The 12,294-nt window shown below is 52.9% G+C and carries 12 protein-coding genes; all 12 read left to right on the top strand.

Annotated elements, in window-relative coordinates:
- Positions 1–30: 30 nt before the first annotated feature.
- The gene (gene rpsF / locus EVJ22_RS12250) at positions 31–318 is read left to right on the top strand and encodes a 30S ribosomal protein S6 (protein WP_071398686.1); all 288 of its coding nucleotides are present in this window, start codon (positions 31–33) and stop codon (positions 316–318) included.
- A gap of 37 nt (positions 319–355) precedes the next feature.
- Positions 356–883, top strand: a complete 528-nt coding sequence (gene ssb / locus EVJ22_RS12245; protein ID WP_131444027.1) for a single-stranded DNA-binding protein — start codon at positions 356–358, stop codon at positions 881–883.
- Positions 884–924: 41 nt separating this feature from the next.
- A complete protein-coding gene (gene rpsR, locus EVJ22_RS12240) occupies positions 925–1,155 on the top strand; it encodes a 30S ribosomal protein S18 (RefSeq protein ID WP_015880232.1) in 231 nt (76 codons plus the stop codon).
- A 150-nt stretch (positions 1,156–1,305) separates the two neighbouring features.
- Positions 1,306–3,297 carry a DHH family phosphoesterase gene (locus tag EVJ22_RS12235; RefSeq protein WP_070329343.1) on the top strand — a complete coding sequence of 664 codons (1,992 nt, stop codon included), beginning with the start codon at positions 1,306–1,308 and terminating at the stop codon, positions 3,295–3,297.
- Entirely contained in the window at positions 3,294–3,737 is a 444-nt protein-coding gene (rplI, locus tag EVJ22_RS12230; protein ID WP_070329344.1) for a 50S ribosomal protein L9, read from the top strand. Before EVJ22_RS12235 ends, rplI begins: the two co-directional genes overlap by 4 nt.
- 17 nt (positions 3,738–3,754) lie before the next feature.
- Entirely contained in the window at positions 3,755–5,107 is a 1,353-nt protein-coding gene (dnaB, locus tag EVJ22_RS12225; protein ID WP_070329345.1) for a replicative DNA helicase, read from the top strand.
- A 173-nt stretch (positions 5,108–5,280) separates the two neighbouring features.
- Positions 5,281–6,570: an adenylosuccinate synthase gene (locus EVJ22_RS12220; protein WP_131444026.1), complete on the top strand. Its 1,290-nt coding sequence runs from the start codon at positions 5,281–5,283 to the stop codon at positions 6,568–6,570.
- Between the two features lie 118 nt (positions 6,571–6,688).
- Positions 6,689–7,399: a response regulator YycF gene (gene yycF / locus EVJ22_RS12215; RefSeq protein ID WP_070329347.1), complete on the top strand. Its 711-nt coding sequence runs from the start codon at positions 6,689–6,691 to the stop codon at positions 7,397–7,399.
- 3 nt (positions 7,400–7,402) lie between these two features.
- A complete protein-coding gene (walK, locus tag EVJ22_RS12210; RefSeq protein WP_071398690.1) occupies positions 7,403–9,244 on the top strand; it encodes a cell wall metabolism sensor histidine kinase WalK in 1,842 nt (613 codons plus the stop codon).
- Positions 9,244–10,629, top strand: coding sequence for a two-component system activity regulator YycH (gene yycH, locus EVJ22_RS12205; protein ID WP_131444025.1), 1,386 nt, complete (start codon positions 9,244–9,246; stop codon positions 10,627–10,629). Before walK ends, yycH begins: the two co-directional genes overlap by 1 nt.
- Positions 10,616–11,440 (top strand): two-component system regulatory protein YycI, encoded by an 825-nt coding sequence (locus EVJ22_RS12200; protein ID WP_131444024.1) that lies wholly within the window; start codon positions 10,616–10,618, stop codon positions 11,438–11,440. The genes yycH and EVJ22_RS12200 overlap by 14 nt, the downstream gene beginning before the upstream one ends.
- 13 nt (positions 11,441–11,453) lie before the next feature.
- Positions 11,454–12,245, top strand: coding sequence for an MBL fold metallo-hydrolase (locus EVJ22_RS12195; RefSeq protein ID WP_131444023.1), 792 nt, complete (start codon positions 11,454–11,456; stop codon positions 12,243–12,245).
- Positions 12,246–12,294: the final 49 nt, after the last annotated feature.

Genomic DNA, 12,294 nt, shown 5'->3' with positions numbered 1-12,294 from the left:
AGCCGCTAGTCCAAGAGGAGGTGAAAGATAATGCGTAAATATGAACTACTTTACATTATCCGTCCATCAGTTGATGAGGAAGCTAAAAAAGCGTTGATTGAACGTTTTAACAACGTCATCACTGACAACGGAGGTACTGTTGAAAAAACAACAGATATGGGTAAACGTCGTTTCGCTTACGAGATCAACAAAATGCGCGAAGGATACTATGTTCTTCTTAGCATCACTGCTGAACCTAAAGCGATCCAAGAAACAGAGCGTCTCATGAAGATCTCTGATGACGTTGTCCGTCAAATGACAACTAAAGATGAGCGTTGATTCTTGACGCTTCATATTGTGAAAGGGGAGCTTTGAGATGATTAACCGAGTTGTGTTAGTTGGTCGATTGACACGCGATCCAGAAATGCGTTATACGCAGAGCGGAATCGCCGTAACTCGCTTCACTCTCGCTTGCGATCGTCCATTCACTGGACAAGATGGGAAGCGTGAGGCGGACTTTATTGATTGTGTCGTTTGGCGCAAACAAGCAGAGAACGTGGCGCAATATTTGAAAAAAGGCAGCATGGCCGGCGTAGACGGTCGCCTTCAAATCAGTAGTTACGAGGGTCAAGATGGCCAACGTCGTTACCGGGCAGAAGTCGTAGCAGATAGCGTACGCTTCCTTGAACCACGCGGTGCCTCAGCGCAACGTGATACAGCACCAACGGGAGATGTTTTCGGTGGTGGTGAGTCAAGTGGATCAGGATGGGGCGCAGCCGCTTCTTCGACTTCATCTCAGTCCTCAAACCAATCTTCAAACCAATCTTCAAACAAAGGTTTTGAAGCAGATCCGTTCTCGGGTGGCGGCAAAATCGACTTATCGGATGACGATCTACCATTTTGATCGCGTCGATTCGAAACTAAACTAATAAAGGAGGTCTTCACATGGCACGTCGTCCAGGAGGTCGTCGTCGTCGTAAAGTATGTTTCTTTACGTCGAACAACATCACTCATATCGATTATAAAGACGTAGAATTGCTCAAGCGCTTCGTTTCAGAGCGTGGGAAAATTCTTCCACGTCGTGTGACTGGTACTTCAGCGAAATACCAACGTCCACTTACTGTCGCTATCAAGCGTTCACGTCAAATGGCTTTGCTTCCATACGTTGCAGAGTAATCTTTGACACACGGCTTATCCTTTTGGGTAAGTCGTTTTTTTGTTTTCTGTCTCCACGTAGGAGTGTAAGTGAAACCGGCAGATATGGTATGATAGAGCAGAAACCATTTAGACATCATGAGTGCTTGGCACTCATTTTAGGAGGCACACATGCACAGTGGTGAAGCAATAACATCAGTGAAGAACCAATACGCACGTTACGCGATTCCGTATGTGATTGGAATGCTCGTTTCGTTAGGATTGGCGTTCTACAGCATTGTGGCGGCAATCACCCTGTTCGTGGGCACGCTGATCTTCTTCACGTATCAGCAAGTGACGATCCGGCGAGAACGCAAAGCGTGGGAACGTTATGTCCACTCGCTCTCACATCGGATTGAGGATGTCGGCAAAGAAGCGCTCACGAGTATGCCGATCGGGATTCTAATATTCGATGAGACCCGGCGCATCAGTTGGTTCAATGAACAGTCCCGACTCATCTTTGAACTTGAGATGGAACTGGGCATCTCGATCGACTCGATTCATTCGGCCTTTACGGAGTTGATCGAGGAGGAAGAGGACGAGGCGACGATTGAAGTCGGGGACCGTGTATACCGTGTCCTGTACAATAAGGAATATCAAACGCTGTACTTGTTCGATATGACGGACGAGGCGGAGATTGAACAGAAGTACTCTGAAACGCAGACAGTGATCGGCGTCCTCTACTTAGACAACTACGATGAGATGTCGACTGCCGTCGATGAACAGGTCCGCAGCGAAATCAACCGCCGTGTGACCGTTCTCTTGAACCAGTGGGCGCAAAAATATCACATTTATATGCGGCGGACGGCTGCCGACCGGTTTTTCCTCGTCATGAACGAACGAACGCTCTCGGAACTCGAGAACAATCGCTTCTCGATTCTTGATGAGGTACGGGAAGCGACGAAGGAACATAAAATTCCGCTCACGCTCTCGATCGGTATCGGCTGCGGCGAGACGACGCTGACCGAACTCGGCAACTTGTCCCAATCGAGCCTCGATTTAGGGCTCGGACGCGGTGGTGACCAAGTCGTCGTCAAACGTCATAACGGAAAAGTCCGCTTCTTCGGCGGCAAGACGAATCCGACCGAGAAACGGACGCGGGTACGTGCCCGCGTCATCTCGAACTCGATGCGTGATTTGATTCGAGAGTCGAGCCGTGTCCTCATCATGGGACATAAAAACCCGGACATGGATTCGCTCGGCGCATCGATTGGAATCATGAAGCTCGCTGAGTTTGTCGGTCGTGAGGCGTACGTCGTCATCCCGGCCGGCGAGACGAGTGTCGGGATTCAACGGCTCGTCCATGAAGTCGAGAATGATGAAGACTTGTACAGCCGCTTTTTGACGGAGTTTGAGGCGCAACCGCTCATCGATGACCAAACACTTCTCGTCATCGTCGACACGCATCGTCCCTCACTCGTCATCTCACGGGATCTTTTAGACCGGGCCGAACGAGTCGTCGTCATCGACCATCATCGTCGCGGCGAAGAGTTTATCGAGGACCCGGTGCTCGTCTACATGGAACCTTACGCGTCGTCGACGTGTGAACTCGTGACAGAGTTGATTGAATATCAAGCGGGTACCCGCAAACTGTCGATTTTAGAGGCGACGTCGCTCCTTGCCGGAATCATGGTCGATACGAAAGGGTTCACGCTCCGAACCGGGTCGCGGACGTTTGATGCCGCTTCATTCCTCCGGATTCAAGGAGCGGACACCGTGCTCGTCCAACATTTCATGCGGCAAGACCTCGATTCTTATATCGAACAGTCGCATATTCTAGAGAATACCGACATTTATGCAGGCGGTATGGCAATCGCGGTCGCTTCAGACGACGAGGCCCATCATCAAGTGTTGATCGCCCAATCGGCGGACCAACTCCTGAACATGGAAGGCGTCAAGGCGTCGTTCGTCATCGCCATCTTGCCAGACGGTCGGACCGGAATCAGTGCCCGTTCGCTCGGTGACGTCAACGTTCAAGTCATCATGGAGATGCTCGACGGAGGCGGCCACTTGACGAACGCGGCCACGCAGTTGAACGTGGGTCGCGACGAGGCGAAGCAGCTGTTAAAAGAAGCGATCGATCATTACACGACAGATGAAAACGAGGGAGAGGAATCGGAATGAAAGTCATTTTAAAAGTAGATGTTAAAGGTCAAGGACAGGCAGGGGACGTGAAAAACGTCGCCGATGCTTACGCAAAAAACGTACTCTTCAAGCAAAACTTGGCAGTCGAGGCGACACCAGGCAACTTGAAGGCGTTTCAAGCGAAAGAACGCCGTGCCGAGGAAGCAGCCGAAGAAGAGCTGAAAGCCGCGCAACAGTTGAAAGACAAGCTTGAAAAAGAGACAATCGTCGTCAAGACGAAATCAGGCGAAGGCGGCCGTGTCTTCGGCTCGGTAACGAGCAAACAGATCGGTGAAGCGCTCAAAGGGATGGGCTACAAGATCGATAAGCGTAAAATCGAACTTGAACATCCAATCAAAGCGCTCGGTTTCACAAAAGTGCCCGTGAAGTTGCACCATGACGTCACGGCACTGTTAAACGTACATGTTCAAGAAGCTTGAAGGCGAGGTAGAAACGAATGAGTGATGCGATTCAAGTCAATACTCCGCCACATAGCGTTGAGGCGGAACAAGCCGTCCTTGGGGCAGTTATTCTCGATTCTGACCGGCTGATCACGGCCTCGGAACGAGTCGACCCGGACGACTTTTATCGTGTCAGCCATCAACGGATCTTCGAAGCGATGCTGAAGATCAACGACCGCGGGGAACTCGTCGACTTGGTCACGCTCAGTTCGGAGCTCCAATCACAAGGAATCCTCGATGAGATCGGTGGATTGAACTACTTGGCCGAAATCGCCGAGGCGGTTCCTGCCATCGGGAACATCGGGTACTATTTGAACGTCGTCGATCAAAAGGCGGCGCTCCGGCGTCTCATCCGGACGGCGACGAATATCGTCTCGGACGGATACGAGCGTCAAGACGAAGTCGATGCGGTCCTATCTGATGCCGAGCGAAACATTTTAAAAGTTTCGCAACGGAAAGGCCAATCGAGTTTCCATTCGATCGGTTCGGTTTTGTCGGATGCCTATTCGACGATTGAGAAGCTGCATCAATCGAGCGGTGAGATCACGGGGATCGCGACCGGCTTTAGTGACCTCGACAAGATGACGGCCGGGTTCCAGCGTAACGACCTCATCATCGTGGCTGCCCGTCCTTCTGTCGGGAAGACGGCCTTCGCCCTCAACATCTCGCAAAACGTCGCGGTTCGTACGGGCGAGAACGTCGCCATCTTTAGTCTTGAGATGGGTGCTGAACAACTCGTCATGCGGATGCTCTGTGCGGAAGGCAATATCGATGCGCAGCGTCTGCGGACCGGACGACTCGAGTCTGAGGACTGGGGACGGCTGTCGCTCGCGATGTCGTCGTTATCACAGGCCGGTATCTTTATCGACGATACACCAGGTCTTCGCGTCAACGAGATTCGGGCCAAATGCCGCCGCTTGAAGCAAGAGTACGGTCTCGGCATGATCATGATCGACTACTTGCAGCTCATTGTCGGGACCGGCAAGCCGGGCGAGAACCGGCAACAAGAAGTCTCTGAGATCTCGCGTACGCTCAAAGCGATCGCCCGGGAACTCCAAGTACCGGTCATCGCCTTGTCGCAGCTCTCGCGTGGCGTAGAGAGCCGTCAAGACAAACGGCCGATGATGTCGGATATCCGGGAATCCGGAGCAATTGAGCAAGATGCCGATATCGTCGCCTTCTTGTACCGGGACGACTATTACGATAAAGAGAGTGAAGATGCCAACACGATCGAGATCATCATCGCCAAACAGCGTAACGGTCCGACCGGGACGGTCAAACTCTCGTTCCGGAAAGAGTACAACAAGTTCGTCAATATGGAGACGCAAGCCTTCGCACCACCGATGTGAGATCGGTGGTGTTTTTTTGTAGAATCGGGGAAATAGTAATTGAATGCGAGTCAATAACGAACGAAAGGGTAATACATAAAATTATCGTTCGGTATTAGGTTGACTTTCTGAAGTGGCAAGTGTACACTTACCAATGGTTTGAACAGAACGTTTATCTACAAGGAGGATTCATTATGTCATCAGTAGTCGTAGTGGGAACGCAGTGGGGCGATGAAGGAAAAGGGAAGATCACCGATTTCTTGTCTAAACAAGCCGACGTCGTCGCGCGTTATCAAGGGGGAGACAACGCTGGTCATACGATCGTCTTCAATGATACGAAGTATAAACTTCACTTGATTCCATCGGGGATCTTCTATTCGGACAAGACATGTGTCATCGGGAACGGAATGGTCGTCAACCCGAAGTCACTCATTACAGAGCTTGCATACTTACATGAGCGCGGCGTGAGCACGGACAACCTCCGCATCTCAAACCGGGCCCACGTCATCTTGCCGTATCACCAGCTTCAAGACAAGCTTGAAGAAGATGCGAAAGGTGACGCGAAAGTCGGGACGACGCTCAAAGGGATCGGCCCTTGTTACATGGACAAAGCGGCACGGATAGGGATCCGGATCGCTGACCTGCTCGACAAGGAAGTGTTCGCCGAGAAACTGAAGACGGTCCTCGCAATTAAAAACCGGATGTTCGTCAAGATGTATGAAGTCGACGCGGTCGAGTTCGATGATATCTTTGAAGAATACTATGCGTACGGCCAACAGTTTGCCAAGTACGTGTGTGATACATCGGTCGTGTTGAACGATGCGCTCGACGAAGAACAGAAAATCCTATTCGAAGGCGCACAAGGTGTGCTGTTAGACATCGATCACGGGACGTACCCGTTCGTCACATCGTCGAACGCGGCGTCAGGCGGGGTATCGAGCGGTGCCGGAATCGGACCTTCGAAGATCGACCACGTCGTCGGCGTCTGTAAAGCGTACACGTCACGCGTCGGAGACGGCCCATTCCCGACTCAGCTCGATGACGAAATTGGTCACACGATCCGTGAAGTCGGTAAGGAGTATGGTACGACGACAGGACGTCCGCGCCGTGTCGGTTGGTTCGACTCGGTCGTCGTCCGCCACTCGCGTCGTGTCAGCGGCATCACCGACCTGTGCCTCAACTCGATCGACGTGTTGACAGGTCTTGAGACGCTTAAAATTTGTACGGCGTACGAGTACGAAGGCAAGCTCCTCGATGAGTACCCGCCTAACTTCCGCGTCCTCGAGAAGTGTGAGCCGGTGTTTGAAGAGCTCCCGGGCTGGACGGAAGACATCACAGGGGTCCGCAAGTTCGAAGACTTGCCGGTGAACGCACAGCGCTATGTCAAGCGCATCGAAGCGTTGACGGGCATCGAACTGTTGACGTTCTCGGTCGGACCGGCGCGTGAACAGACAGTCATCTTGCGTGACATCTACGAAGCATAAGACTAAGAGCCCTCGCGGCTCTTTTTTCATTTCCGTGGAAATGGACCACGCTTTCTAACCCATTGAAAAAGAGTTACAATAGGACGTGTACGTTTAACGATAGAGGAGGACTCACTGAATGGATCGTACGATTTTAGTGGTAGATGACGAACAACCAATCGCTGATATATTGAAGTTTAAACTTGAAAAAGAGGGCTATGTCGTCCACGTCGCTTATGACGGGGAAGAGGCACTCGTGAAAGTCGAGGAGGTCAAACCTGATTTGATCTTGCTCGACATCATGCTCCCGCTCAAAGACGGCATGGAAGTGTGTCGTGAAGTGCGCAAGAAGTATGATATGCCGATCATCATGTTGACGGCGAAAGACTCGGAGATCGACAAAGTACTCGGCCTCGAACTCGGCGCCGACGACTACGTCACGAAGCCGTTCAGCTCACGCGAGCTCTTAGCCCGCGTCAAAGCGAACATGCGTCGTCACGCGACGGCACCGGCTGTCGAAGCGAAAGGCGCCAACGCGAACGATATCGTGATCGGTGACTTGACGATTCATCCGGATTCATACATGGTCACGAAACGCGAAGAGAAGATTGAACTGACGCACCGTGAATTCGAGCTCATCCATTACCTGGCCCAAAACATCGGCCAAGTGATGACGCGCGAGCATTTGCTTCAGACGGTGTGGGGTTACGACTACTTCGGAGACGTGCGTACGGTCGACGTTACGGTCCGCCGTTTGCGGGAGAAGGTCGAAGACAGCCCGAGCACGCCGACGTATATTATTACGCGCCGCGGTGTCGGGTACTATTTAAAAGCGGGAGAAGAAGACTAAACGATGAAACGGACGAACTTCTTTAAATCTATCCAGTGGAAGCTCGTCGTCATCTATGCGCTGCTCATCCTTGTTGCGATGCAAGTCATCGGAGTGTACTTCGTACGCTCCCTCGAACGACAATACATCAACAACTTCTCGCAGTCGCTCGTCGATCGGGCCAACCTTCTGAGCTACAACGTCAGTGAAGGGATCGCATCGAACGGCGGTGACTCGACTACTGATCAGCAGTTGAACCAGGTACTGGATCAACTGCTGTCTGAGTTTACGGAGAGCACGACGCTAGCTGACGATATTCGCGAAGTCCAAATTATCGACACGAACAGTGTCGTCCGGGCGACTTCGAACCAAAACAACCAAAGTCTCGTCGGACAACGGACGGCGAGTTCATTCATTCAAAAATCGTTCGCGACAAGCGGTGCGCAAGAGACGCTCGTCTATGAGGACTCGAACGAGCGGATGCGCGTCGTCGCCGTCCCAATCAAATCCGAGGTCGATGGAACGACGACCGGGATGATTTATATCGAGGCGTCGATGCAATCGATTTACAACCAGATGGAGCAAGTGACGAGGATCCTTGCGACCGGTACACTCATCGCCTTGATCATCACGTCCATCCTCGGAATTTTGCTGTCACGGACAATCACGCGGCCGATTGCGGACATGCGTCGTCAAGCCGTCGAGATGCGAAAAGGAAACTTCTCGCGGAAAGTTAAAGTCTATTCCGACGATGAGGTCGGGCAACTCGCCTACGCCTTTAACGAACTGACCGACGAACTGATGGAGGCGAACGCGACGACCGAGGCCGAACGACGGCGCTTGACGAGTGTGTTAGAGAACATGTCGGACGGTGTCGTCGCGACCGACCGTTCGCTCCGCGTCATCCTCATGAACGACCAGGCCCGCGATATGATCGGTGTCGCCGAAGAAGAGGCGATGGGGTCGAACCTGCAGAGCCTGCTCGAGTTTGACGATGAAATCGTCATCCCGGAAGACGGGACGATGCCGGCGAAATTGATCGATCTCAGTACGGACGAAGAACTGTTCCTCGTCCGCGCCTACTTCTCACCAATTCAAAAGCATAGCGGTCCGATCACCGGTCTCATCGTCGTCTTGCACGACGTGACCGAGCAAGAGCAAGTCGAACAAGACCGCCGTGAGTTCGTCGCCAATGTCAGTCATGAGCTGCGGACGCCGCTCACGACGATGCGGAGCTATCTCGAAGTGCTCGCCGAAGGCGCGTACAAAGACGATGAACTCGCACCACGGTTCCTAGAGACGACCCAAAACGAGACCGAACGGATGATCCGTCTCGTCAACGACCTACTCCAGCTCTCGAAGATGGACAGTAAAGAGTATACGATGCAGAAAGTGAAGTTCGACTTCATCCAGTTCTTCAACGATATCATCGAGCGCCATGAGATGACGAAAGGCGAAACGATCCAGTTCCGCCGGAAGCTCATGAAGCGTCGCGTCTACGTGCACGCCGATCAAGATAAGATGACACAAGTGATCGACAACATCATCACGAACGCGGTCAAGTTCTCGCCAGAAGGCGGGACGATCACGTTCCGGACGATGCTGCGGGCGAAACGGCTCGTCATCGGTATCAAAGACGAAGGTGTCGGGATTCCGAAGTCGAATTTGAAGAAAATCTTTGAACGGTTCTATCGGGTCGATAAGGCCCGGGCGCGAAATATCGGCGGGACCGGACTCGGTCTGTCGATTGCCAAGGAAGTCGTTTCAGCCCACGGTGGTGATATTTGGGCGGAGAGCGAGTTTGGACGTGGGACGACGATTTATTTCACCATCCCGTTCGATACGATCGTGGAGGTGAATGACTGATGGAACGAAAACGTTTCTGGGCGAAGCCAGAGCTGGTAAAATCGCTCGTCTTGCTTACCTTGATCGTCACGTCCATCGTCCAAACGGTCATCCTTTGGGATTACCATCCGAAGTATCAATCGGTACAATCCGAGACTCAAGTGGCGACGGTGGATGAGTCGCTTCAACGTCAGGCCAGACAAATCATCGTGCCGACCCAGACGGTCGTCCACGAGAACAACGCTGTCTTTGCGACGAAGAACACGCCGAAGCAAATCGCTCGGGTCATTCGCGACGCATTCGAGGCGAACGAGTTTAAACCGCTCGTAGCCAAAAATGTACCGAGCTTGTATGCCGGTGTCAACGAGGCAGTTGAATTGATTTTACCGGAACCATACTATGCGGACACGCTCAGTTACATTTTGCCCGGATCTTACAGCCTGTCCGGAAAAGTACCGCAACGGGCGCTCATCTTCATGGATGACAACGTCTGGAAAGTCCGGGCGATCATGAGCGATCAGTCGCTGTGGGAAGGTCGGCTCTCTAAAGCCGGACAAGGGGACGTCAACAGTTTGTTCTTAAAAGATTCGAACCGTGCGATGCAACGTGTCACGTACACGGACGAGCGGGTCAACTATATCCCGGTCGTCGGGCCTGAGATGAACGAGCTGTTCGCGTATGACGTCTCACAAATCCAAATCTCGGCACGCCTTGATTGGATGCGCGATACGTTCTTCCCTGGTGACCCGAACGTTCAAGAAGTCGATCCAGCGAGTTCGATCGGCGCACTCACGAACGGGATCAGCGTCGCCGAGTATGACGCGACGTTGAACGCGAGCCGCTATCGCAACTTGTCACGCAATAGCACCGAGCGCGAGTCGGCGATCGGGCTTGATACGATCGTCGACTTCGTCAACTTTCATGGCGGCTGGGTCGATGAGACATCAGAGAGTCAAGGCCTGTCCCTTCGTTTCGATGCGATCACACCAGCGAACAAAGGCTTTGAGACGACCGTGTTTCGGTTTCACGTGAAAGGGCACCCTGTCTTTAGCCAGCGTGATGCGTTTATCAACAACGATGCGATCGACTTATCCACACTGCGCGTTGAAAACGACGGGGCACAAGTCCGGTCCATCACGCGTCATCATCTCGAAATCGACCGGTTGATCTCGGTCGGGACGACACAGCTTGCGGACGGGCAAGACGTCATCGATACGCTCGTCAACGCAGACCGGTTCGAAAACGTGACTGAGATTCGTCTCGGTTATGAGATCGAATACAATGAAGACGCGAGTCGTTACGTCACGTTCTCCCCGAACTGGTTCGTCCGTGAAGCCGGGAGATGGATCCCTTACGACAAGCCGGAAGATTGGACAGAGAGGATGATGTACCGTGGATTGGAGTAAAGCGAAAACGATTTTAATCTTCGCCTTCCTCGCGCTGAACATCTACCTGTTGTTCCAGCTCTTGACGGAAACGTGGGCGACCGAAGTTGTGACGAGCGATAACACGTCAATCGCCCAAATCTTGGACCAACGTGACGTCGACGCATCGAAATTGCCACGGATGGGACGGGATATTGGTTATTTGACCGGCTCGTCTGAGCAGATGTCGGCGTCGATGATCACGAAAAATCGTGAAGTACAATTAGCGACGACGCTCGACAACATGCAGCTTGAAGTCGAGCTCAAACAAGCCGTCCCACTCGACGAGAACGACTTGCGGACGACGGCGTCGACATTCGTCACCGAGTACGTGCCGTTCGGGTCAGAGTACGCCTACTGGCGGTTTGACCAAGAGACGCGCCAACTCGCGTTCGTTCAGACGTATGAAAACAATAAGATTTTCTCGAACCCGGAAATCGAGGCGGACACGGAGACATATATCGGTCCGTCCCTGTTATTGCTTCAATTGAATGAAAACTACGAAGTGACCGACTACAAGCAGCGCCATTTGACGAACTTGTCGTCGAAATCGCAAGACGACCTCGTCTTGACGGCGAGCGAGGCGATCTCACAACTCGCGGCCCGGAAGTACTTCCAGCCGAACCAAGAGATGCGCGCCATCAACACCGGGTTTTATAGCTTACCGCTCGATAGTTCCGGCAGCTTGATCATCATGCCGCCGCTCTGGTCGATCGCCATCGACGACAACGTGTATTTCGTCAACGCCATCGATGGGACGGTCGAGCGGGTCGAATTTAATTTAGAAGACTGAAAGGAGTGATCGAGTGACTTTACGCTACAGTGTGCTCGCGAGCGGTTCGACCGGTAACGCGCTCTATATTGAGACGGACCGGGCGAAATTGCTCGTCGACGCCGGATTGACCGGCAAGGCGATGCAGCAACGCATCACAGACATCGGCCAGTCGTTCGAGGGTATCGACGCACTGCTCGTCACACATGAGCACTCCGACCATATTAAAGGAGTCGGGATCCTCGCCCGGAAGTACAACTTGCCGATCTACGCGAACACGAAGACGTGGGCAGCGATGGAAGACAAAATCGGGAAGATCGACCCGGCCTTGAAGTTTCATTTCGAGGTCGGTGACGTCAAACAGTTCGGGGACATCGAGATCGAGTCGTTCAACGTCAGCCACGATGCGGCCGACCCGATGTTTTATCAGTTCGCCCATGACGGCAAGCGGCTGGCCCACATCACCGATACCGGGTACGTCTCGGACCGGATGAAAGGGCTCATCCGCGGCGCGGACGACTTCATCTTTGAGTCGAACCATGATGTCTCGATGCTACAGATGGGACGGTACCCGTGGAGCGTCAAACGGCGAATCCTCGGGGACTATGGCCACGTCTCGAACGAAGACGCTGCCATCGCGATGAGCGAGGTCATCGGTGAGCGGACGAAACGGATCTTTTTGGCCCACCTCAGTAAAGACAACAATATGAAAGAACTCGCGCAGATGAGCGTCGCACAGACGCTCGGCACGCGTGACGTCGATCTCGGACGTATCAAACTGCATGACACCGACCCATTAATCCCATGTCCGCTCGTTTCTTTATAAGCGAACTTGGGAAAAGACAGGTAACACTGTCCTGAAGGGGGGGCGCGTC

Source organism: Exiguobacterium sp. SH0S7 (assembly GCF_004337195.1).
In the GTDB taxonomy this organism is placed as follows: Bacteria; Bacillota; Bacilli; order Exiguobacteriales; family Exiguobacteriaceae; genus Exiguobacterium; species Exiguobacterium aurantiacum_A.
This window is presented reverse-complemented; position numbering and strand designations above follow the sequence as displayed.

Bases quoted from the DNA above. Each gene is read 5' to 3' on its own strand.
- rpsF (WP_071398686.1), top strand. From the start codon at position 31: ATGCGTAAATATGAACTACTTTACATTATCCGTCCATCAGTTGATGAG.
- ssb (WP_131444027.1), top strand. From the start codon at position 356: ATGATTAACCGAGTTGTGTTAGTTGGTCGATTGACACGCGATCCAGAA.
- rpsR (WP_015880232.1), top strand. From the start codon at position 925: ATGGCACGTCGTCCAGGAGGTCGTCGTCGTCGTAAAGTATGTTTCTTT.
- EVJ22_RS12235 (WP_070329343.1), top strand. From the start codon at position 1,306: ATGCACAGTGGTGAAGCAATAACATCAGTGAAGAACCAATACGCACGT.
- rplI (WP_070329344.1), top strand. From the start codon at position 3,294: ATGAAAGTCATTTTAAAAGTAGATGTTAAAGGTCAAGGACAGGCAGGG.
- dnaB (WP_070329345.1), top strand. From the start codon at position 3,755: ATGAGTGATGCGATTCAAGTCAATACTCCGCCACATAGCGTTGAGGCG.
- EVJ22_RS12220 (WP_131444026.1), top strand. From the start codon at position 5,281: ATGTCATCAGTAGTCGTAGTGGGAACGCAGTGGGGCGATGAAGGAAAA.
- yycF (WP_070329347.1), top strand. From the start codon at position 6,689: ATGGATCGTACGATTTTAGTGGTAGATGACGAACAACCAATCGCTGAT.
- walK (WP_071398690.1), top strand. From the start codon at position 7,403: ATGAAACGGACGAACTTCTTTAAATCTATCCAGTGGAAGCTCGTCGTC.
- yycH (WP_131444025.1), top strand. From the start codon at position 9,244: ATGGAACGAAAACGTTTCTGGGCGAAGCCAGAGCTGGTAAAATCGCTC.